Annotated in this window: 18 protein-coding genes and 2 pseudogenes; 6 read left to right on the forward strand and 14 right to left on the reverse strand. The window is 59.6% G+C overall.

The window, feature by feature from the left end:
- Window positions 1–127 (forward strand): annotated as a pseudogene (locus Q1J43_RS11235) (ISAs1 family transposase); the annotation flags it as partial.
- A gap of 4 nt (window positions 128–131) precedes the next feature.
- On the opposite strand, the pseudogene Q1J43_RS11240 reads toward Q1J43_RS11235, so the two are convergent.
- From Q1J43_RS11240 to Q1J43_RS11265, 6 genes and pseudogenes are all read right to left on the reverse strand, one after another.
- A pseudogene (locus Q1J43_RS11240) lies at window positions 132–1,508 on the reverse strand (HsdR family type I site-specific deoxyribonuclease); the annotation flags it as partial.
- The gene (locus Q1J43_RS11245; RefSeq protein ID WP_301102589.1) at window positions 1,505–2,857 is read right to left on the reverse strand and encodes a Fic family protein; all 1,353 of its coding nucleotides are present in this window, start codon (window positions 2,855–2,857) and stop codon (window positions 1,505–1,507) included. The pseudogene Q1J43_RS11240 and the gene Q1J43_RS11245, both read right to left, overlap by 4 nt.
- Window positions 2,858–2,960: 103 nt before the next feature.
- The gene (locus tag Q1J43_RS11250; RefSeq protein WP_301102590.1) at window positions 2,961–3,086 is read right to left on the reverse strand and encodes a hypothetical protein; all 126 of its coding nucleotides are present in this window, start codon (window positions 3,084–3,086) and stop codon (window positions 2,961–2,963) included.
- A gap of 3 nt (window positions 3,087–3,089) precedes the next feature.
- Window positions 3,090–4,268, reverse strand: a complete 1,179-nt coding sequence (locus tag Q1J43_RS11255) for a restriction endonuclease subunit S (protein WP_301102591.1) — start codon at window positions 4,266–4,268, stop codon at window positions 3,090–3,092.
- A gap of 2 nt (window positions 4,269–4,270) precedes the next feature.
- Window positions 4,271–5,890 carry a class I SAM-dependent DNA methyltransferase gene (locus tag Q1J43_RS11260; protein WP_301102592.1) on the reverse strand — a complete coding sequence of 540 codons (1,620 nt, stop codon included), beginning with the start codon at window positions 5,888–5,890 and terminating at the stop codon, window positions 4,271–4,273.
- 58 nt (window positions 5,891–5,948) lie between these two features.
- Complete coding sequence (locus Q1J43_RS11265) at window positions 5,949–7,217, reverse strand: ATP-dependent 6-phosphofructokinase (protein ID WP_301102593.1); 1,269 nt, start codon at window positions 7,215–7,217, stop codon at window positions 5,949–5,951.
- A gap of 106 nt (window positions 7,218–7,323) precedes the next feature.
- On the opposite strand from Q1J43_RS11265, the gene Q1J43_RS11270 reads away from it, so the two are divergent.
- Window positions 7,324–7,728 (forward strand): surface-adhesin E family protein, encoded by a 405-nt coding sequence (locus tag Q1J43_RS11270; RefSeq protein ID WP_301102594.1) that lies wholly within the window; start codon window positions 7,324–7,326, stop codon window positions 7,726–7,728.
- A 12-nt stretch (window positions 7,729–7,740) separates the two neighbouring features.
- Here Q1J43_RS11270 and Q1J43_RS11275 read toward each other — a convergent pair whose 3' ends face one another.
- The 7 genes from Q1J43_RS11275 to Q1J43_RS11305 all read right to left on the reverse strand — a co-directional run bounded on the left by Q1J43_RS11275 (window position 7,741) and on the right by Q1J43_RS11305 (window position 16,241).
- Window positions 7,741–9,192, reverse strand: coding sequence for a metallophosphoesterase (locus tag Q1J43_RS11275; RefSeq protein WP_301102595.1), 1,452 nt, complete (start codon window positions 9,190–9,192; stop codon window positions 7,741–7,743).
- A gap of 34 nt (window positions 9,193–9,226) precedes the next feature.
- Complete coding sequence (locus Q1J43_RS11280; protein WP_301102596.1) at window positions 9,227–9,802, reverse strand: DUF4337 domain-containing protein; 576 nt, start codon at window positions 9,800–9,802, stop codon at window positions 9,227–9,229.
- A 59-nt stretch (window positions 9,803–9,861) separates the two neighbouring features.
- Window positions 9,862–11,568 (reverse strand): diphosphate--fructose-6-phosphate 1-phosphotransferase, encoded by a 1,707-nt coding sequence (locus Q1J43_RS11285; protein ID WP_301102597.1) that lies wholly within the window; start codon window positions 11,566–11,568, stop codon window positions 9,862–9,864.
- Between the two features lie 112 nt (window positions 11,569–11,680).
- Window positions 11,681–12,058 carry a DUF1850 domain-containing protein gene (locus Q1J43_RS11290; protein WP_301102598.1) on the reverse strand — a complete coding sequence of 126 codons (378 nt, stop codon included), beginning with the start codon at window positions 12,056–12,058 and terminating at the stop codon, window positions 11,681–11,683.
- A complete protein-coding gene (locus Q1J43_RS11295; protein ID WP_301102599.1) occupies window positions 12,058–14,136 on the reverse strand; it encodes a TRAP transporter permease in 2,079 nt (692 codons plus the stop codon). Before Q1J43_RS11295 ends, Q1J43_RS11290 begins: the two co-directional genes overlap by 1 nt.
- 19 nt (window positions 14,137–14,155) lie before the next feature.
- On the reverse strand, window positions 14,156–15,109 hold the full coding sequence (locus Q1J43_RS11300; RefSeq protein WP_301102600.1) for a TAXI family TRAP transporter solute-binding subunit: 954 nt from the start codon (window positions 15,107–15,109) through the stop codon (window positions 14,156–14,158).
- Window positions 15,110–15,341: 232 nt separating this feature from the next.
- A complete protein-coding gene (locus tag Q1J43_RS11305; RefSeq protein WP_301102601.1) occupies window positions 15,342–16,241 on the reverse strand; it encodes a hydrogen peroxide-inducible genes activator in 900 nt (299 codons plus the stop codon).
- Window positions 16,242–16,393: 152 nt separating this feature from the next.
- Between Q1J43_RS11305 and Q1J43_RS11310 the strand changes: the two genes are divergently transcribed.
- Entirely contained in the window at window positions 16,394–17,851 is a 1,458-nt protein-coding gene (locus Q1J43_RS11310; RefSeq protein WP_301102650.1) for a catalase, read from the forward strand.
- On the opposite strand, the gene hisC is transcribed toward Q1J43_RS11310, so the two are convergent.
- Window positions 17,848–18,924, reverse strand: coding sequence for a histidinol-phosphate transaminase (hisC, locus tag Q1J43_RS11315; protein ID WP_301102602.1), 1,077 nt, complete (start codon window positions 18,922–18,924; stop codon window positions 17,848–17,850). The two genes, Q1J43_RS11310 and hisC, sit on opposite strands and share 4 nt — an antisense overlap.
- Before the next feature lie 135 nt (window positions 18,925–19,059).
- On the opposite strand from hisC, the gene hisB reads away from it, so the two are divergent.
- From hisB to hisA, 3 genes are read left to right on the forward strand one after another with little or no spacing between them, the layout of a single operon-like run.
- Window positions 19,060–19,647, forward strand: coding sequence for an imidazoleglycerol-phosphate dehydratase HisB (hisB, locus tag Q1J43_RS11320; protein ID WP_301102603.1), 588 nt, complete (start codon window positions 19,060–19,062; stop codon window positions 19,645–19,647).
- Window positions 19,647–20,297 (forward strand): imidazole glycerol phosphate synthase subunit HisH, encoded by a 651-nt coding sequence (gene hisH, locus Q1J43_RS11325; protein WP_301102604.1) that lies wholly within the window; start codon window positions 19,647–19,649, stop codon window positions 20,295–20,297. Before hisB ends, hisH begins: the two co-directional genes overlap by 1 nt.
- 46 nt (window positions 20,298–20,343) lie before the next feature.
- On the forward strand, window positions 20,344–21,087 hold the full coding sequence (hisA, locus tag Q1J43_RS11330; protein ID WP_301102605.1) for a 1-(5-phosphoribosyl)-5-[(5-phosphoribosylamino)methylideneamino]imidazole-4-carboxamide isomerase: 744 nt from the start codon (window positions 20,344–20,346) through the stop codon (window positions 21,085–21,087).
- Window positions 21,088–21,090 lie beyond the last annotated feature (3 nt).

Below are 21,090 nucleotides of genomic sequence, written 5' to 3' on the forward strand. Positions count from 1 at the left end.
TCGCCTCGTCCTCAATCTTTTCCGCCTCGACACCTCCAAGAAAAAAGGGGGTGTCTATACTCGTCGCATTCTCGCCGCTTCTTCCGATGCTTATCGCGCCAGTCTCCTCGGGTTAAAGGGAATTTGATGCAATTGCCCTGGATGGACTGCTGGAAGTCGTAGATCGAGACGTAGTCGCCGAAGACTTCCCTGGTGCGTTCCTCACCGGCAATCAGCGGCGTGCCGGTAAAGGCCAGGAACATCGCTTTGGGCAGCGCGGCGCGCATGTTCAGCGCCAGCGTGTCGTACTGGCTGCGGTGCGCCTCGTCGGTCAGCACGATCACGTCGGAACGATCGCAGAGCAGCTCCGGCGTCTGGAACTTATGCACCAGCGAGAAGACGTAGCGGTGGTTGCCGCGTAGCAGTTCGCGTAAATGAGCGCTGCTGGCGGCATGGCATTCGTCGCCCTCGGCCTCGCTGACTGCGCCGGTGGTCTTGAAGGTCTTGGCGATCTGTTCGTCCAGTTCCACGCGGTCGGTGACCACCACGAAAGTCCAGTTTCCGGCGAGTTTGCGCAATATCTTCTGCGCGAAGAAGACCATCGAGAAGCTCTTGCCGCTGCCCTGCGTCTGCCAGAACACACCGCCGCGCCCATGACCCAGCTTGCGCGCTTCGAGCATTGAGGCGATGGCGTTATTGACGCCGAGGAACTGATGGTTCTGGCTGATGATCTTGACCAGCCCGGCCTTGTGCTCAGAAAACAGCGTGAAGTTCTCGACCAGATCGAGCAGGCGGGTGGGGTCGCAGGTACCGCGCAGCATGACTTCCAGCGACACGCGGCGCGCCTCGTCCTCGCGCTCGACGCGCTTCCACTCGACCCAGCGCCCCCAGTCGGCGGTCAATGAACCGACGCGGCTGTCGGTGCCGTTGCTGGCAATCAGCAGCGCATTGCTCCAGAAAAGCGCCGGAATCTGCTGCCTGTAGTGGGTGAGATTTTCGTCGAAGGCGGCCCGCGCTGGCACGCCGGGCTTCTTCAGCTCGATCACCACCCAGGGTAGGCCATTGACGAAACCGACCAGATCGGGACGGCAGGTGTAGAGCGGGCCTGTCACGGTCAACTGGCTGACGAGCAGGAAATCGTTGTTGGCCGGCGCTTCCCAATCGACCACACGCAGGCGTTCGGTCTTCTGGCCGCCGTGCTCGCGGTCGGGAACCGACACCGTGATGCCTTCCTTGAGCAGCCGATAAACCTCGCGGTTGGCCGCTTCCAGACTCATCGCCGAACGGTCGCGGGTCAGCTCGTCGACGGCGTTGGCGATCGCCTCCGGTGGCAGGGTCGGGTTGAATTTGCCCAGCGCGGCGCGCAGGCGTTCGACCAGCACTACCTCGCCCTTGGTTTCGCGCCCCAGCAATCCACCCGCACCGAAGGTTTCGTCCAGCGCCGATACCGTCTGCCAGCTGAGCGTGGTGAACAGCCCGATGGCGGGCTGCTCGACGAGCTGGTCTTCGGAGTAGGCGTGCGGGCTCATGTGCTTGATTTCGAGAGGGTGTTCAGTCGCTCACGCAGATCGGCGGGTGCATAAAAGACATACGCGTTGCCTTGCCTGGTCTTTTCCAGCAGACCCTGTTCTTCCAGTTCCAGCAAATCCCGCCGCGCCGTCTGGTGCACCACGGCGTGGGATCGCTGATGGGCATCCACCCGATAGGCCTCGCCGGCATTGCGCAGCGCGTGATTGAGCAGGGCCACCTGGCGATGGTTGAAGCGTCCGCGCAGCTTGGGCGAACTTGCCAGTAACAGTTCGGTTTCCTTCTGTTCGCGCGACTTTCTGGCCACGTATTCGTGCAGTGCGGCAATGGCCTGGCGGATCGTCTGCAACTGGTGCAGCAGGAAGTAGGTCGTGTCATTCTTGTCCGTTTCCGTGTGCAGGTAGGCACGCATGTACTGCGCCGGCGCCTTGCGCAGGATGTGGCTGATCGACGTGTATTCCATCAGCCAATAGCCGCTCCTTGCCATCGACCAGTAGAAGAGCGCGCGCGCCGTGCGTCCGTTGCCGTCAGCGAACGGGTGGTCGTAGCCGATCATGAAGTGCAGCAGAATCGCGCGCAGCACCGGATGGACGAAAGGCAGCGATGCCTCGTCGGCGTTGGCGAAATCGCACAGCCGCTGCATGCGCTCCGCCAGTTCGGTGTGGGCAGGCGGCTCATGCAGCAACGTGTTGTCGCGCACATCCACGACATGCACCTCGTCGTCGCACCGATAGCGGCCGGCATCCTCCGGATTCTCCAGTGTGTGTTGCGTGAGGATCAGGTGCAGTTCCAGAACATGTGCGGGCGTCAGCTTCACGTCACGCAACGAGCGCAGTTGCACCATGGCCAGATGGTTGTTGAAAATCATCCTTTCGCTGAGATCGCGCGGCTTGCGCCCGCTCCGGAGCATCGCCGCCGCCACCTTGCGCGTCGTGGACGCCCCTTCCAGTTGGCTCGATGTGATGGCCTCCTCGATCAGCGAACTGATCAGATAGCGCTGTGAATCCGCCTGGAGTGGCGCGCCGGTCGTGGCGCGGATATGCCCGGCCGCGTCACGGTCGATATGGTGCAAGTCGATCGCTACCAGGCTCGGGGTGGCGAAGACGAAAGGCTTTCCCTGCTTGTCCAGCAAGGGCAGTTGCTGAAACAGGGAGACGCGTGAAAGCGTGACCGCCGCCCACCATTCGGCATGTGTAAACCCTTCCGGCAGCGGGCGCCGCCGCAACTCGTCCCAATGCAGATACTTTCCGGTCGGCAGCGGATTGGCATGCTGCATCACCGCCTCGATCCGGGCTGGCAGCAGCTTCGCAAAAGCATTTTCGAGAGAGGGGGCGGGTTCCGGGAGGCGCATTGTCTACTAAACCATAAACTCATTAGCAGAGATTAGTATAGCCACTGAGATCACGCAAAGTCTACTAAACCAATAGCGAATTAGCAGCTATTGGTAGACAGTTCTAACCTGGCCGCGTCCCCGTCCGGGAGTTTTTCAGCGCCGACACCGTCTGCCAGCCGAGTTCGCCAAACAGCCCAATGGCGGACTGCTCGACGAACTGGTCTTCGGAGTAGGCGTGGGCGCTCATGGCTCAGGTGGCCTCGACCTCGATCTGGCCGGAGAGCAGGCGCGGCAGCAGGAGATCGCGCTGCTTCCTTAAGTTCGACAATTGATCGCGAAGTATCTCTGTGTGTCTCCAGATTGGTTCGATCAATTTTGCATAATCGTTCAAAAGACCTATCGGCGGCAGAAGGAGCGGATACTTCTGAATGCTACCGACGGAAACATTGGGCTGTGCTGCGCCATTGTCCAACTCTGTCGCCATCCGTTTGCCGATTTCGCCGGAAAGCGTGTAAAAGAGGAATGCTTCGTTCGCACGTTCAGTCGGTCGGATAATCACAAGCGACGACGCAATTGCGCCACGGCAAAGGCCCGCCGTCCTTGCGGTTCGCCCCGGCGAGCCTCTCAGGCAAAAAAGAAGATCGCCCTTCCGAATCTTCCCGCTGCGCAGTTGCGCAAACTTCTCCTCCAGAATGTAGTTCATGCCTGTGGGATCAACCGCACCATCCGCAAGATGCCCAGCATTGATGAATGGAATCCCTTCAGCGACAAAATCACTACCGTTTGGATAGTTTTTCCCCCGATCACCGTTCTCAAAAACTGCGGCTTGCGCGAACGTTGTGCGCTCCCACCCCTGCGGAATCTCGCCGAGGGGGGAAGCAACGCGGGGGTGGTTCTCGTGGCCGGGGAAGCGGAAGTGGACGAACCACTCGCGGTAGAGGGCGCGGGCCATCGACTCCAGAATCTTGATGCGCCGCTGGCTGTTCTCGATGAGTTCGTCGTAGGCCGACAGGATGCCCGCGATGCGTTGCTGGATGGGGAGCGGGGGGAAGGCGACCTCGTAATTTTTCAGGTGCTCAATCGTGATTTGAGCTTGCGCCGAACCCGTTCTAAGTTCCCAAAGCGTAGTTGATGCAAGGCAATAGTAGAGAAACGGCTTGTAGACGTCGGGCGTTTCAATGAGTATCGCGATAGACAGGTTTGTCAGAAAGCAGAAGGGCGGCGCCATCTTGATGTCGCCAGTTCCTCCGACCCCCCGCGCTACGACGATGATCTCCGATTCGCGATAGTGATAACGAGTTGAGTGTCCAACCAGTCGATAACCGCTAAATACAGGGTAGCCATCGTCGCTTAGGTCGGTTTTCTTGGGCATCTCGCCATACTTGAATCGGCAAATGTCACCAAGTTTCACCGTGCGCCATGAACTCATCCTCACGCCTCCAGAATCCCCGCCACATTCGTGGCGATGATCTGCTCCAGTTCCCGCGCCTGGGCGTTAAGCGATTCCAGTTCCTCGTTCAGGGTTTCGAGCTGTTCCTTGAAGTCCTCGTCGCTGACGTCCTCGCCTGGCGCGACGCCGACGTAGCGGCCGGGGTTTAGCGACCAGCCCTGGGCTGCGATTTCGGCGAGCGTCGCCGCCTTGCACAGGCCGGGAATGTCGCGGTAGACCGGCGGGGAAGCGAAGATTTCACCAAGCTTGGCCGCCGTCTCGTCACCGCCGACCGTGTTGTCGTGCGCCTCGCCACGGTACAGGCGGACCAGGTTGGCGATGAAGCCGGTCTGCGCCGGTGTCCAGTCGCGGTGGGCGCGATCGATCTGCCGGTAGATGTGGCGGGCGTCGATGAAGAGCACGGTGTCGGCGCGCTGGGTTTTGGCCTTGCCCTTGTCGAAGAACCACAGCGTGCACGGCAGCGTGACGGTGTAGAACATGTTGGGGCCGACGGCAACCATGACATCGACCGCCCGCGCTTCGATCAGCTTCTGCCGAAGTTCCTGCTCGCTGGACCTTGCATCGGAGGCCGAGTTGGCCATGACGAAGCCGGCGCGGCCGGTGGCGTTGAGCGCCGAGTAGAAGAGCTGAATCCACAGGTAATTGGCATTGTCGCTGCGCGGCAGGCCGAAGGGAAAGCGGCGGCCGGCGCCGACCATGTCCTTGAGCCGTTCCTTGTCCACCGCATTGACGTTGAAGGGCGGATTGGCGAGGACGAAGTCGAATTGGCCGGTGGCGGTGTGCGGGTCGTCGTAGTAGCTGTTGACGTTGCCGCCGTGCTTGATGTCGCCTTCCAGACCATGCACGGCGAGGTTGAGGCGGCACAGGCGGCCGGTTTCGTCGGTTTTCTCGACGCCGCAGATGGCGAGTTCGGCGGCGGGGTTCTTCTGGTGCTCGGCGACGAAGCGCGCCGATTGCACGAACATGCCGCCGGAACCGCAGGCGGGGTCGAGGATGCGGCCGTGGAAGGGTTCGATGATTTCGGCCAGCAGCTTGACGATGCTGCTCGGCGTGTAGAACTCGCCGCCCCCCTGGCCCTCGGTCATGGCGAAGGCGCCGAGGAAGTATTCGTAGATGCGGCCAAAGGCGTCGTAGTCGAGCGTCGCCGGAATCTCGGAGACCTTCTTGAGCAGTTCCTTGAGCAGGGTGCTGGTGAACAGGTTGTAGGTTTTGGGCAGCACACCGGCAAGTTGCGGGTTGTGCTTCTCGATCTCGCGCATGGCGGCATTGACCTTGGCGCCGATGTCGGCTACCTCGGGCAGCGTCAGCAGGTAGTCGAAACGCACACCGGGGCTCAGATACAGGATGCCTTCGGCGTGGTAGGCGGCGGGTTCATCGACGCGGCTACCGCGCCTTGACGACGCGCTGACACCTTCGAGTTTGCTGCGCTGGATGGCAAAGCGGACTTCGGCGAAGCGCAGGAAGATGAGTCCAAGGATCGGGCCAGAGTATTCCTGGGCCTTGAGGCCGGAGTTGGCGCGGAACTGGTCGGCGGCATCCCACAGGCGCTTTTCGAGCGAGGTGGAGGCAGCGTTTTTTTCGGAGGGGGCGATCCATTGCATGGTCAGTGGGCTTCAATGAGTTCAAGGCTGTTGTCATGGGCCCGCGGTGTGGAGACGATCACAGCCCGAACTGCGCGAATTTCTGGCCGGTCGCTGCCAGTACGCCGAGCCAGGCCGGACTGTTGAGGTCGAGCTGCTTCTTGTGCTGATTGAGCAGTTCGGTCGGTACATGGGTGAAGGTGTCGTGCTGAAAGCCAATGAGCAGACCGGTCTTGCCCGCCATTGCGGCATGCACGGCGTTGCGCGCGAAGAAATCGCAGAGTATCGCGTCCTCGGCGCCGGCCGGAACACTTCGAATGAGGTAGCTCGGGTCGAAGTAGCGTAGGACGAAGGGGACTTTCTCGGCCTTGAAGTAGGCATCGATGCGCTCGCGCAGGAAAACACCAATGTCCTTTGTTTTTAGGTTGCCCGAGGCGTCGTACTGTTCGCCGCCAGCGTTGAACAGATGCTGGCCGGCGCCTTCGGCGACGAGGATGACGGCGTGCGCACGCTTTTGCACGCGCTGCTTGAGTGCGGCCAGGAAACCATCCTTGCCGTCGAGCGCGAAGGGCACTTCCGGCACCAGCGTGAAGTTTACATCCTGGCTGGCGATCGTCGCGCCGGCCGCGATGAAGCCGGCATTGCGCCCCATGATCTTGACCAGCGAGATGCCGTTGTGCACGCTGTGCGCCTCGGTATGCGCGCAGTTGATCGCCTTGGCCGCCTCCTCGACGGCGGTGACATAGCCAAAGCTGCGCGAGACGAAGGCGACGTCGTTATCTATGGTTTTCGGGATGCCGACCACGGCCAGCGCATAAGCTCGCGCTTTGGCTTCCTGAAAAATCGCTTCGCCGCCGCGTTGGGTGCCGTCACCACCGATCACGAAGAGCATGTTGATCTTGCGTCGAATCAGGTTGTCGACGGCCACGCCAGCGTCGACCGGTCCGCGCGAGGTATTTAGCTTGGTGCCGCCTTCTTTGTGAATATCCTCGACGAATTCCGGGGTCAGCGGAATCGGTTCGGAGCCGCGCCAGGGGTCAAGCCCCTGATAGCCATTGAGGAAACCGAAGATTTCACGCACCCCGTAGCCGTGATGCAGTTCGAGGACCAGCGAACGGATGACGTTATTGAGCCCGGGGCACAGGCCGCCGCACGTCACAATGCCGGCGCGCGTTTCCTGCGGATCGAAGAACAGATGCTGGCGCGGGCCGGCGAGTTCAAACAGGAGCTCCTCCTTGGCCGGCACATCGGGGTCGACGATGACGTTGAACAGCACGCGCGCCTTGTCGTTGACGTGGTACAGAAGTGGCGAAGTAAAGCGGGCTTCGCCAAGAACGGTGATATCCATAATGGGTTTATCCAGAAGGAATGGAATTTTTTGACCAGCCCGAAGTATCCCCGCCACAGACAGACCGGTCAAATACGGTGATGCAGGTACGGTAAAATCACGCCTCATGAAAACGACGAAACGAATTGCCCTGACACTGGCGCTTGCCGCTCTCAGCGGACCGGTGCTGGCCGAATGGTTCGAAATCCAGAAGTTTGACGACGGCATGCGGGTATTTGTTGACCGGGCGAGTGCTCGCCGCAGCGGCGATACGGCACGCGTCACGCACCTCGTGCGCTGGGGCGAGCCGCAACTCGAACCCGGTAGCCCGCCCTATCTGTCGACGGTCGTACAGACGGCATACGATTGCATCGCCAAGCGGGAAAAGTATCTGGCCTCGACGTCCTACACCGGAGCCATGGGTGACGGAGCCATAGTGATCGCGGATGAGGACGAGGTGGATGGGTGGTACTCGATTTCGGAGTCGTCGATGGAAGACAAGCTCTGGAAAATTGCCTGCGCCGCCAGATAAGGGCTTGCTACCTTAACGTCCGGGGAAGCGGCAATCAAACTGCTTGGCCTCACCCTTGAGGCGGCAGCGGGTGAGCACTACGCCATCGGCATCGAGCACCGTGCCTGACCAGTCACCCTCGTCACGTTCGAGTAAAAGAAATCCGTAGCGATTCAGGACGATGCCGCTTGCGGCGGCCAGACCTTCGTAAAGACGACCATCAGGCGCCGAGCGTTCTCTGCTACCGGCGCCGTCTTTGCCCTCGTAGAGCGGTGATTTCGGGTCGAGCGATTCTAGTTGCGTGCCGCTTGCGCCAACGATCAGCTGTGCCGGCCTCCCCTCCGGATAGCGCTCGGGGTCAGCGTCGGCACGAAAAGCCAGGGTTCCAAACGCATGCTGGTGACCGGATAAAACGAGTTGAAGAGTGGACGGTGGCTGATGCAGTGCCGCCTGGAAGGCATTTTCTGGCAATTCCGGCGGCAACAGGTCGTACCACAGGGGGCGATGCGCGAGCAGCCACTGGCGCTGCCCGGCCGGTGCCGCGCGCAGGGCCGCCAGGGTCTGGCGAAATAGATCAAGCTCGGCGGGCAGCGCACTCGCCGGACGGTAATCCTCATGGCCAGCATTGTCGGCGACCACCAGTCCGAGTTCGCTATCGATGTTGATGCGATAGGCATCGGCGGTGAAGTTGCTGGACAGCAGCGAGCGGCTTGGCGTCCGGTAGCGCTGATCGGTGCATGCCACATAAGCGGCCGGTGCGAGGAAGCGCATCCAGCCCTCGCCACTGCGGTCACAGTTCTCATGGTTGCCACGGACAAACACCCACGGCGCCTGACCAAGCAGCGATCCAGCGGGCGCGAAGAAATCGGCCTGCCAGCCCGCCCAGCCATAGCCGATGATGGTTCCGCTCTGCCTGAAGCGATCGCAACGCAGGGGGTCGTCGCAGTATTCTCGGTAATGGTAGTCACCAAGGTGAATGATCAGATCCGGATTCGTTCTCGCCGCTGCGGCGGCAATGCGCGCCCACGGCCAGGCTTGCGGGTCGCTGCAATCCTGAACGGGATCACCAGCGCCGCTCGCCGGCACCTTGATTCGACAGCCGGTGTCGCCGACCACGACGATCCGGCGTGTCTGCCCGGGATGCTGGCCAAGCGCCACCCTCCGCCCAGCGAGATGGACCTGCCCGGTATCGGCCGGCAGCCCAAGTTCACAGGAGGCGACGGCGAACGGCGGATTGAAGGCCGGGTTGGCGGCAAACACCGTTGCCGATGTCGACGCGGCAGCACGCAGCGTCATGCGTTGCGCCACGCCGTCGACATCGGCTGAAGGGCAGTTTGTGCCAGCCGGGACCACCGCACGCAAGGACAACACGCCATCGGGTCCGAACTGTGTCCAGGAATGCAGTACGTCCTGACCACGCATGTACGAGCTTCCCGGCGCTGTGGCACAGCCGGCCAGCAGCAGCGCCAGCAATGCTGCTGGCATTCTCGTCCGGGACCATGACATTTTTCTGCCGCCTTTATAAATGAAGGTAGCCCATTGCCCCGAACAGCAGGCCGATACCGGTGGCGCCGAAAACCCCGACCAGCAGCCAGCGCTTGCGCGTCAGCAGGGTGATGGCGGAAAGCGCGATGGCGATCTGCAGCAAGGTGGTGGCCAGCGCCCAGCGTTCGTGAACGTGCATTTCGGCTTCACTCTTCTTGTCGGCGTCCTTGGCCAGGGCTTCGAGCCTGTCGGCATCGGCCTTGATCTCCTCCTTTTCACCCTTGTAGCGGACGACTTCTTGCCGGTATTTTTCCTGCGCCTCGCCGGTGGTTAGGACGATCGAAAGCTCGGCCAGGTTCTGCTTGTTGCTCTTGGCCTGATAGTAATTCCACTGGTTTGACGCTGACGTTTTCTGGATTGCCGCCTCGTTCTTGAAAAGTAGGGCCGCATTCTGCGAGTGGCCACCCAGGTAGCCGAAGATGGCGCCGATCGTCGATAGAATCGCCGTCAACACCGCAAGCCGCGAGGTAAAGCTGTCGCCGCCATGCTGTGCACGGTGCTCGACTTCGTGATCGTGGGGGCCATGGACATGAAAACCGTGTTCGGACATTTGTTAGATTCCTTTACTGAAAAGAATGGTGTTCTGCTAAAGCTGAAGAATCCTCAGGATCAGCCGATTTTGAAGGCCAGCGATTCGGCGCCCGAGTTTAGCGCGACGCTGATCGGTTGCTGGTAGGCAGCCGGGCCCCACAACTGACGCGGGCCGGGTGAGGTAAAGAGGTCGTCGGCCGCCCATTCAGCGCGGCGCGCCGAAAAGTACCGCATGGCTGCGGAATCCATCTTGACCAGTGCCTTTTCGATGACAAACTCGTCCTGACCATGACGGCGCTCGATGTTGAGCAGGCCGGTCAACGGGATGGCCTTTGGTGCCCCGCCAGTGGTGAGACCGGTCACCGTGGCCATGTAGCCGGAGCGTCCGTCGAGAATCAGCGAGCCTGCGGTCAGGCCAAGGTTGTAGGTGTAGGCAGCATCGAACAGGGTCGGGGCACCGCAGCGGCCTTCATATCCGAGGAAGTGGCAATGGGCGGAAAACGGTATCCTGATGTCGATTTCTTTGACCCGGGTTCTGACCATGTCGACTAGCAACTGCTCGGTCGGGATCAGTGAAACCTGTAGGTTGCCATGCGAGTCGCGGTCGGCGAGTAACATCTTGACGACATAAGCCGGCAGCGAAGCAAACAGGCGGGCGTTGTCGGTAGTCAATTTTTCCTGAATGAAATCGGCCTTGGTATCGAAGGGCTCCTCGGCAAATTCCGCCGCGTTGTGCGCCAGCGCGTCATTCAGTTCGGCGATCAGGGTGTTCATTTCGGGGATGAATTCGATCAGTCCTTCCGGAACCAGTACCACACCGTGCATGATGCCCTTGGCGGAACGGGCAACAACAGCCTGTGCGATCTGGTCAACAATGGCCGCGATCGATTGCCGCTGCTCGGCCACTTCTTCGGAGATCAGCGTCACCGCAGCCTTGGTCTGTAGCGCCACCTCGATGGTGACATGCGATGCCGAGCGCCCCATCAGCTTGATGAAGTGCCAGTACTTGAGCGAGGAGCGGGTATCCTGCAGGATGTTGCCAACCATTTCGCTGTAGATCTTGGTCGCCGTATCGAAGCCGAAGGAAATCGGCAACAGGTCGCCGATTTGCAGGTCGCCGTCGATGGTCTTCGGTACGCCGATCACCTGCACGCCGGAACCATCCGTCTTGACGTCGGTAAACAGGAATTCGGCGAGCACGGCGGCGTTGGTGTTTGAATCATCGCCACCAATAACGACGATGGCATCCAGATTATGCTTTCTGCAGGTCGTCTTGACCTGCTGGAACTGCGCCTCGGTCTTGATTTTGGTGCGGTCGGTGCCGAGGAAATCAAAGCCGCCAGTATTGATGATGGCGCCCACGTCAGCGTCGGTGATCTCGAACAGATTGCCCTGCAACAAACCCTTGGGGCCGGGTTTGACGCCAAACAGGGTGTTGCCCTGGCCGAGTATGTGTTTGATGCCGCACACCACATTGTGACCACCGGACGCGGGGCCGCCGGAAAACAGCACGGCAACGCGCTTGCCTTGCGCCACCTTGGCATTGATGCCGGAGGACTCGAGAACGACGTTGTTCGAGGCGCGCACCGAATGCGGAAAACTCCTGGCGACGCTGTCGCTATCCTTGGTGCTTAGCACCCGCGCACTGTTCGCAAAGCTGACCGCCTGTGGCTGGCTGGCAGAGCCGAATGCGGCGCAGACCGGGAGCGGTAATTGGCGTACGGCCGATTCGAAGATCGAATTGTGCGCCTCCATTGTCTGTAATTGTTTTGCCAGAGTGCTCATGGTTTCCTCGATAAAAAAGTGAAAAACTGCGACTCCAAGACTGGCGCTCGCCAGCAGCGAAAATTTCGCGAGATTCTACCCCAATCGCCATGGCCTGACTGGAGCCGGTCAGCTATTCAAGGCAGGGGGTCAGAATGATAGTCCCACTTGCCGCGATGCCAGGCAGATAATCAGTGAGCGTCTGACAGGCGCCGTCCGCGCACAATTCATAGCCTTGGGTATAGGACGAATGGGCCAGGGTCAGGCTATCCATGGCAGCAACCGGCGGCCGGTAATGCCAGGCGCCGTCACGCAATACGGCATCGGCTGGCGGTTCCATGCCGGCACCGCTTCCCTTGATGCGTGCGGCGACGATTTGCAGTTGCCGGCCATCAACGACTCGCCAGTCCTCCTCCCAGCGCACTCTTTCAATCGAGTGCATCCAGGCCAAGGTGAAGCTATTCACAGCCAGCACGGCGGACACAGCTCCAGCGATGAGGCACAGTGCCATCAGCGCTGACGGCTGCGCAGCCAGTGCCAGATGACGAACACCGCCCCCGTGACAAAGCCCAGCTCATCGGTAATCGGCAGGGCGACGACCAGGGCGAAGGCGGCGCTGGCGGCGACCGCACGCTCGACCAGAGCGAGCGGTGCCCACAGGTAACCGATGGCGGCACTGCCCCACAGGAGAATCGCCAACGTGGCCTTGATTACGATGTAGGCAACGGCCGCTACGGTGGGATCGTTTTGTAGCATCAGCGCCGGGTCATAGACTGCCATGAAGGGGACGACAAAACCGGCAATGGCGATCTGCGTCGCCTTGAAGCCGATCTTCATTGCTGATGCCTTGGCAATCGATGCCGCAGCAAAGGCCGCCAGGGCAACTGGCGGCGTCAGGTCGGCCATGATGCCGAAATAGAAGACGAACATGTGACTGACGATCAGCGGGACGCCAAGCTTGAGCAGTGCCGGCGCGGCGATTGAACTGGTGATGATGTAGTTCGGGATGGTCGGGATGCCCATGCCGAGAATGAGGCACACTACCATGGTCAGGAAAAGCGAAAGAAAGAGACTCTTCTCACCGATTTCGAGGATGAATCCGGCGAAGTTGGACGCCGCACCGGTCAGCGTCAGTACGCCAATGATGACGCCGACAATGGCGCAGGCGATGCCGACAGCCAGTGCCTGCTTGGCGCCGTCGACCAGGGCCATTTTCATCGTGCGCAGCGTTTCCTGGCCACCTTTGATGAAAAAATTGGCAAGCGTCAGCGCGGCGATGACGCCGAGTACCGGAACGATTCCCCATTTAGCGAAGGATGCGGCGCCCAGACCCAGGGCAAACCAGAAGACGTAACGCAGGGCCGTTCCTGAAATGCGCGCAGCAATCGCCGCGCCAAGAATGAGAATGGCGGTTAGCGCCAGCCCCATCATGCCGGAGAACATCGGTGTGAAGCCGTGGAACAGCATGTACACCAGCGCTGCCAGCGGCAGCGCCAGATGCCAGTTTTCCTTGAGCGCCAGCCAGGGGTTCGGGCACTGGTCCTTGGGCACGCCGAGCAGCTTCAATCGCCCGGCTTCAAGATGCACCATCCAGAATGCCGTCAAGTAGTAGAGCATGGCCGGGATGATCGCGGCCTTGACAATATCGGCATAGGGGACGTTGAGCGTTTCGGCCATGATGAAAGCCACCGCCCCCATCACCGGTGGCATGATCTGGCCGCCCATTGACGACGTTGCTTCGACGGCGCCAGCAAACACCGAGGTATACCCGAAGCGTTTCATCAGCGGGATGGTGAATTGACCAACGGTCAGCACGTTGGCCACGCCGGAGCCGGAGATGGTTCCCATCAGTCCCGAGGAAATCACTGCCACCTTGGCCGGTCCGCCCTGGGCATGGCCGACCAGGCCGAGCGCCAGCGCATTGAACAGGCGGATCATGCCGGCATGTTCGAGGAAAGAGCCAAACAGGATGAAGAGGAAGATGTAGGTGGCCGAGACCAGCGTTGGCGTTCCCAGAATACCGTCGCTGCCAAGATAGAGCTGGCTGACAATCTGATCAAAACCGAAACCGCGATGAGCGATCGAGAGTGGCAGGTACTGGCCAAAAAAACCGTAGGCGAGAAAACTGCCACAGACCAACGGCAGGGCCCAGCCCATGACCCGTCGTGCGGCTTCGAAAACAAGCACGGAGGCCACCGTGGCGATGACCAGATCGGCACTGTTCGGGTCGCCCGAACGTTCGATCAGATCGGCCTCGAAAATCATGTGGTAGAAACCGAGCGCGAAGCCGACGACGGCCAGCAGCGCGTCATACCAGGGCACACTCCTGGCAGTTCGCCCCTTGCTGCGCGCCGGATAGAGCAGGAAGATCAGCAGCAGCAGGAAGCTGACGTGCAGCGAACGGATGATCAGGCTTGAAAAAGGGTGAAATGCCGCGACGGCGATCTGGTAGGCCGAAAAAGTCAGTGCAGCAAACATTGCGATTCGGGCGGCCCAGCCGGCAAGCTGGCGCTGGTGTGCATTTTCTTCGAAATCGGACGGTTCGGACGCTTCGGGAACAAGGACTACGTCGGTCGGGCTGTCACTCATACCATTTCTTTCGTTGGTTTTATTTGAGCAAGCCAACTTCACGATAATATTTCTCCGCTCCCGGGTGCAGCGGCGCTGGCGGCGCCTTGGCGGCGTTTTCCCGCTTGATCGCCTTGGCCGCCGAGTGCGCGGCAACCATTTGGTCGAGGTTTTCGAACATCGATTTGGTCATGGCATAGACCGTCTCGGTTGAAACGCCTTCATGGGTGACCAGATAGTTCTGGACAGAAATGGTTGAAACATCGGCATCCTGCCCCTCGTAGGTCTTGGCGGGAATGACGCCGACCTGGAAGGCCGGATCGTTGATCTTGCTCACGATGTCCGCAGGAATCGTCAGAAAAACAACTTTTTGCGCGGTGGCCAGGTCGCGCAAGGCGGCAACGCCCAGTCCTGATGACAGCAAGGTGACGTCGAGTTGTCGGTTTTTCATCAGCTCAACCGATTCGGCGTAGGAAAGGTATTCGACCTTTGAAAAATCCTTGTAACTGAGCCCGGCGGCCTTGAGGATCTCGCGCACGTTAAGTTCAGTCCCTGATTTTGGCGCTCCCACCGAAATGCGCTTGCCCTTGATGTCGGCCAGCGACTTTATTCCAGAGTCGGCTGCGGCAACAAAATGGATGTAATTCGGATAAAGCGCGGCGATCGTCCGCAGTTTTTTTAGCGGGGTCTTGAAACTGGCTTCTTCATTGCCCTTCCAGGCATCCGACAGCGAGTCGCCAAGCGAAATTGCCGCCTCGCCACGACCGGCCTGCAGCAAATTCAGATTTTCGGCGCTGGCCTTGGTCGCCTGCACCGCCGTCTTGGAACCCGGAATCGCCTTGCTGTAGATCTGCGACAGGGCAACGCCGAGTGGGTAATAAACGCCGCTGGTGCCACCGGTAAGGATATTGATGAACTCAGCAGCATGTGCCGGGACTGTGAAGCAGGCCGTGGCGGCGCTGACGATCAGAACGTGACGCAGTAAGGTTTTCATCTAGGATCCTCCAGAGATTCACATGCTGGTGATTCTAGGATAGTTTTGCTCACGACAAACGATTTTCATTTACACGCACCTTGCCAGGGTAAATTTGTTCTAACCATCCATCATTCCAGCGCAAGCGACCGTAGGAAGTGCAGAGCCCGGAACGACGGAAAATCAATTGGTTAGCAGCAGAAAAAATTTACCCCGCGGGGATAAGTGATCTGTTTGCCAATACTGAGCTTGACTATGCCTTGGCTTGCCGGATCACTTCAGCCAGGGCCTTCATATCTTCCAGTCGCGAAGTTGATCGCCGGGCTACCAGGGCGATCGTACGTTTTGGGGTAGGTTGGGACATTGGTCGTGAAACCAGCGCGGGACTTTGCGTCAGCCCGCTTTTGACCGCCATTCCCGGAACCAACCCGACGCCGAACCCGGATTCGACCATTTGTACCAGCGTCAGCAGGCTGGTCGCTTCAATACCGATGGAAGTCCGACGGATCGGTTTGCCGCAGGCATAGAGTGCGTGGTCGCGCAGGCAATGTCCTTCTTCGAGCAGGAGCAGACGATCGGTCAGCACAGGTGTCGGCTTGACTGTTTTGGCCTTGACTGCCGGGTCGTCTTGGCGTCCAACGATCCAAAGCTCGTCGTCGAACAGGGCTTCGACGAGCAGTGTCCCCGTAGCGTAGGGCAGTGCGATCAGGGCGAAATCGAGTTGTCCGTCTTCAAGACGCAACAGCAAATTGGCCGTCAGATCTTCACGCAGCGCCAGGCGTAATTCGGGGTAGTGCGCCCGCAACAACGGCAAGGACTGCGGCAGCAGGAAAGGGGCGATGGTCGGGATAACGCCAAGGCGCAGTTGTCCGCTCATCGGCTGCAAAGTTTGGGCGGCCAGTCCAACCAGGTCCTGAGCCGCTGCGATAATGGCTCGTGCCCGGCTGGCGACTTCCAGTCCGGTGTGCGTCATCAATACCGATTGCCGGTCGCGTTCGACCAATTGCCTGCCGAGCACGCCTTCCAGTTCCTTCAAACCAGCGCTCAATGTCGATTGGGTGACAAAACAGGATTCTGCGGCGCGCGTGAAATTGAGTTGCTGCGAAAGAGCGACCAAGTACTGTAGCTGCTTGAGCGATGGCAAGGTGGTCATGGCAGAAAAAGTCCGTAAAAAATCGTTATCGAATAAAACGATTATAAATAAAATTATTATTCATTTCTAAATTAACTCCTCCTTGACTAAAGTGAGTTCGTTTCCTCGGTTGATCAATTTAATCCATCGTTTTTTTCAAGCACGCAAGGAGTATCGATATGAGCAAAAAACTCACCACCGCTGCCGGTTGCCCGGTCGTCGACAATCAGAACGTCATGACTGCCGGCCCGCGTGGCCCGCAGTTGTTGCAGGATGTTTGGTTCCTGGAAAAGCTGGCCCACTTTGACCGCGAAGTGATTCCTGAGCGTCGCATGCACGCCAAGGGCTCTGCCGCCTATGGCACGTTCACGGTGACGCACGACATTAGCAAATACACTCGCGCGAAAATCTTCTCGCAAGTCGGGAAGAAAACCGAACTCTTTAGCCGCATGTCCACTGTGGCTGGCGAGCGCGGAGCCGCCGATGCCGAGCGCGACATCCGCGGCTTTGCACTGAAGTTTTACACCGAGGAAGGCAACTGGGATCTGGTCGGCAACAATACGCCGGTATTCTTTCTGCGCGACCCGCTGAAATTTCCTGATCTTAACCACGCGGTCAAGCGTGACCCGCGCACCAATCTGCGCAGTGCAGACAATAACTGGGATTTCTGGACTTCGCTGCCCGAAGCGCTGCACCAGGTGACCATTGTCATGAGTGAGCGCGGCATTCCGGCCAGCTATCGCCATATGCACGGATTCGGTTCGCACACCTTCAGTTTCATCAATGCGCAAAACGAACGTTTCTGGGTCAAGTTCCACTGGCGGACCGAGCAGGGTATCAAGAATCTCTCTGACGCCGAAGCTGAAGCACTAGCCGGGAAGGACAGGGAAAGCCACCAGCGTGACCTGTACGACGCTATTGAGCGCGGCGATTTCCCGCAATGGACGCTGTGCGTTCAGGTCATGCCGGAGGGCGACGCCGAGAAAGTGCCCTATCACCCCTTTGACTTGACCAAGGTTTGGCCGCACAAGGATTACCCCTTGATCGAGGTTGGCGTGATCGAACTCAATCGCAATCCGGAGAATTATTTTGCCGAAGTCGAACAGGCCGCGTTCAACCCGGCCAATGTGGTACCCGGCATCAGCTTTTCTCCGGACAAGATGCTGCAAGGACGTTTGTTCTCCTATGGCGATGCGCAGCGCTATCGTCTTGGGGTCAATCACGGCCATATTCCGGTCAATGCGCCGCGCTGCCCGGTGCACAGCTACCACCGTGACGGCGTCATGCGCGTCGATGGAAATTACGGCAGTACATTGGGCTATGAGCCAAACAGTCATGGCCAGTGGCAAGAGCAGCAAGATTTTCGCGAACCGCCCTTGGCGATCAACGGTGAGGCTGATCACTGGAACTTCCGCGAAGATGACGATGATTATTACGCGCAGCCGCGCGCGCTGTTCCGCCTGATGACGCCCGCCCAGCAGCAGATATTGTTCGAGAATACGGCGCGTTCGGTTGGTGGAGCCGCCAGGGAAATCCAGTTGCGCCACATCGGCAACTGCCTGAAAGCTGACCCGGCGTATGGCGCAGGCGTGGCCAAGGCGCTGGGTATCGCGTCAAGCGAAATAAGCTAGTCGAGGATTGCGCGTAGCGCGGCTATCAGTGCCTGGCATTGCGCGTCGGTGCCGATGGTGATGCGCAGGTGCTGGTCAATGCGCGGCAATTTGAAGTGGCGGACGATGACCTTGTGCTGGCGCAGTTCGGCCGCCAGTTGCGCTGCATCGTTTTGCGGATGACGCGCAAAGATGAAGTTGGCCGCCGAGGGCAGGACCGTGAAGCCCATACCTTCGAGGTCGGCGGTCAGCTTGGCGCGGCTGTGCATGACGGCCTGCCGCGTCATCTCCAGATGCTCGCGGTCGGCCAACGCTGCAACGGCGCCGACAATGGCCAGACGGTCGAGCGGATAGGAATTGAAACTGTTTTTGACCCGATCCAGCGCTTCGATCAGGACGCTGTCGCCGACTGCGTAACCGACGCGCAGTCCAGCCAGCGAGTGTGACTTGGAGAGGGTGCGGATGACCAGCAGATTGGGGTGGCGCGTGATCAGCTCGATCGCCGTTTCACCGCCAAAGTCAATGTAGGCCTCGTCGATGATCACCACTGATTGCGTGTGGGCGGCGACCAGCCGTTCGACGTGCGCTAGCGGCAGCAAATCACCGGTCGGTGCGTTGGGGTTGGCGATGATGATGCCGCCGTTTTCCCGCGCGTAGTCGTCAACGCGGACCTCGAAGCGTTCGCCGAGCGGGATGGCGATATAGTCAACGTCATAAAGCCCACAGTACACCGGGTAGAAGCTGTAGCTGATGTCGGGCAGCAGGATCGGTGCTTCGTGCTTGAGCAAGGCCATGAAGGCATGCGCTAGCACTTCGTCGGAACCGTTGCCGACGAAGACCTGTGCCGGGCTAATCGCGAACTCGGCGAAATGGGCAGCTACGGCTTCCTTGAGCCGGTCGGCGCTGGGGTCAGGGTAGAGGCGCAGGGTCGCGCCGTCAGCGCCCAACTCGGACTGCATCGCCGCGACGGCGCGCGGTGACGGCGGATAGGGGTTTTCGTTGGTGTTGAGCTTGATGAGCCCGGACAGTCTGGGCTGTTCGCCCGGGACGTAGGGCGTCAGGCGGTGAACGAGGGGGCTCCAGAATTGGCTCATGAACGGTTCGCAAGGTCGAATGCAGCGGAAGCCTTAGATGGTATCATGCACGACTGCTGGTTTGATCCGGTCGGTGCAGGCTGCGGTATGCGCCGCCAGTTTGCTTGGAATCTTAGAGTTCGAATTGGGGCCTTCATGCGGCAAGCCGAAATTAGCAGAAACACCCTCGAAACGCAGATTACGGTACGTTTGAATCTTGACGGCAGTGGCCAATGCCGGTTCGCGACCGGGGTTCCTTTTCTCGACCACATGCTCGATCAGGTGGCTCGCCACGGAATGATCGATCTCTACGTCGAGGCGCAGGGTGATCTGCACATTGATGCACACCACACCGTCGAGGACATCGGCATTACGCTTGGTCAGGCGCTGGCCAAGGCGCTGGGCGACAAAAAGGGATTGCGCCGCTACGGACATGCCTATGTGCCGCTCGACGAGGCATTGTCGCGTGTCGTGATTGATCTTTCCGGCCGTCCTGGCCTTTCATTTAACGTCGATTTCAAGCGCGCAATGATTGGCGCTTTCGATGTTGATCTGACCGGCGAATTCTTTCATGGCTTGGTCAATCACGCCCTGATGACGGTGCATATCGACAATCTGTGCGGTGAAAACGCGCATCATCAGGCCGAGACGGTATTCAAGGCTTTCGGCCGTGCCCTGCGCATGGCGGTTGAAGCCGATCCGCGTGCGGCGGGCAGTATTCCTTCGACCAAGGGATCGCTGTGATGGGTTCGGCGCCGGCAAGCATTGCTGTTATCGACTACGGCATGGGTAATTTACGCTCGGTCTGGCAGGCGCTGGTGCATGTCGCCGATGATCGTGAGGTGGTCGTTACCTCTGATCCGGCGGTGGTCGCTGCGGCTGGACGGGTGGTTTTTCCCGGTCAGGGCGCGATGCCCGATTGCATGCGCGAACTTGAGGCGCGTGGCCTGCGCTCGGCGGTACTTGATGCTGCAAAAAACAAGCCTTTCCTAGGTATCTGTATCGGTCTGCAAATGCTCTTTGAACACAGCGAAGAAGGTGATGTGCCTGGCCTGGGCGTCTTCGCCGGCAGTGTTCGCCACTTTCCGGCTGAAAAGATGCTGGCCTCCGAGGGCGACCGACTGAAGGTGCCGCACATGGGATGGAACGAAGTGGCGCAGGCCCAGGCGCACCCGCTGTGGAAAGGCATCGCCGACAAGGCGCGCTTTTATTTTGTGCATAGCTATTGCGTTGATCCGATCGATCGCAATTGCATCGTCGGCATGACGGACTACGGCATCCCCTTTACCAGTGCCGTGGCCCGGGATAATATCTTCGCCATCCAGTGTCATCCGGAGAAGAGTGCCCAGGCTGGGCTCGCCTTGTTGGCCAATTTCATTGGATGGAAACCCTGAACCGGTATCGCTTTTCTCATCACCTTTCCCACTACTGTTCAAAAAAATGCTGATCATTCCCGCGATTGACCTGAAAGACGGGCAGTGTGTCCGTCTGAAGCAGGGGCTCATGGACGAAGCCACCATTTTTTCCAGTTCGCCCAGCGAACAGGCGGCTCATTGGCTGGAGCAGGGCGCGCGCCGGCTGCATGTCGTTGATCTGAACGGCGCCTTTGCTGGTAAGCCCAAGAATGCCAGTGCGATCAAGTCGATCGTCGCGGCGCTTGGCGACGAGATTCCAATTCAGCTTGGTGGCGGTATCCGTGATCTCGATACGATAGAACTCTGCCTGGATAATGGCGTGAGTTACGTGATCATCGGCACCGCAGCAGTAAAAAACCCTGGATTCCTGCACGACGCCTGCAGTGCCTTTCCGGGGCAGATTATCGTTGGGCTCGACGCCAAGGAGGGAAAGGTGGCGGTTGACGGCTGGTCTAAGCTGACGGGCCACGACGTCATCGATCTGGCAAAGAAGTGCGAGGACTACGGTGTCGAGGGAATCATCTACACCGATATTGGTCGCGACGGTATGCTCTCGGGCATCAATATCGAAGCCACAGTCAAACTGGCGCAAGCGCTGCGCGTTCCGGTCATCGCCAGTGGTGGTCTGTCGGGTATGGACGACATCCGGGCGCTGTGCGCCGTTGAACATGAAGGAATCTTCGCCACCATTGCCGGTCGAGCCATCTACGACGGATCGCTCGACTTCGCAGCCGCACAAGCGGAAGCCGACCGCGCGACGCAGCGCTAGCGC

It is taken from the genome of Propionivibrio sp., from assembly GCF_029255185.1.
GTDB lineage: Bacteria > Pseudomonadota > Gammaproteobacteria > Burkholderiales > Rhodocyclaceae > Propionivibrio.

Bases quoted from the DNA above. Each gene is read 5' to 3' on its own strand.
- Q1J43_RS11245 (WP_301102589.1), bottom strand. From the start codon at position 2,857: ATGCGCCTCCCGGAACCCGCCCCCTCTCTCGAAAATGCTTTTGCGAAG.
- Q1J43_RS11250 (WP_301102590.1), bottom strand. From the start codon at position 3,086: ATGAGCGCCCACGCCTACTCCGAAGACCAGTTCGTCGAGCAGTCCGCC.
- Q1J43_RS11255 (WP_301102591.1), bottom strand. From the start codon at position 4,268: ATGAGTTCATGGCGCACGGTGAAACTTGGTGACATTTGCCGATTCAAG.
- Q1J43_RS11260 (WP_301102592.1), bottom strand. From the start codon at position 5,890: ATGCAATGGATCGCCCCCTCCGAAAAAAACGCTGCCTCCACCTCGCTC.
- Q1J43_RS11265 (WP_301102593.1), bottom strand. From the start codon at position 7,217: ATGGATATCACCGTTCTTGGCGAAGCCCGCTTTACTTCGCCACTTCTG.
- Q1J43_RS11270 (WP_301102594.1), top strand. From the start codon at position 7,324: ATGAAAACGACGAAACGAATTGCCCTGACACTGGCGCTTGCCGCTCTC.
- Q1J43_RS11275 (WP_301102595.1), bottom strand. From the start codon at position 9,192: ATGCCAGCAGCATTGCTGGCGCTGCTGCTGGCCGGCTGTGCCACAGCG.
- Q1J43_RS11280 (WP_301102596.1), bottom strand. From the start codon at position 9,802: ATGTCCGAACACGGTTTTCATGTCCATGGCCCCCACGATCACGAAGTC.
- Q1J43_RS11285 (WP_301102597.1), bottom strand. From the start codon at position 11,568: ATGAGCACTCTGGCAAAACAATTACAGACAATGGAGGCGCACAATTCG.
- Q1J43_RS11290 (WP_301102598.1), bottom strand. From the start codon at position 12,058: ATGGCACTGTGCCTCATCGCTGGAGCTGTGTCCGCCGTGCTGGCTGTG.
- Q1J43_RS11295 (WP_301102599.1), bottom strand. From the start codon at position 14,136: ATGAGTGACAGCCCGACCGACGTAGTCCTTGTTCCCGAAGCGTCCGAA.
- Q1J43_RS11300 (WP_301102600.1), bottom strand. From the start codon at position 15,109: ATGAAAACCTTACTGCGTCACGTTCTGATCGTCAGCGCCGCCACGGCC.
- Q1J43_RS11305 (WP_301102601.1), bottom strand. From the start codon at position 16,241: ATGACCACCTTGCCATCGCTCAAGCAGCTACAGTACTTGGTCGCTCTT.
- hisC (WP_301102602.1), bottom strand. From the start codon at position 18,924: ATGAGCCAATTCTGGAGCCCCCTCGTTCACCGCCTGACGCCCTACGTC.
- hisB (WP_301102603.1), top strand. From the start codon at position 19,060: ATGCGGCAAGCCGAAATTAGCAGAAACACCCTCGAAACGCAGATTACG.
- hisH (WP_301102604.1), top strand. From the start codon at position 19,647: ATGGGTTCGGCGCCGGCAAGCATTGCTGTTATCGACTACGGCATGGGT.
- hisA (WP_301102605.1), top strand. From the start codon at position 20,344: ATGCTGATCATTCCCGCGATTGACCTGAAAGACGGGCAGTGTGTCCGT.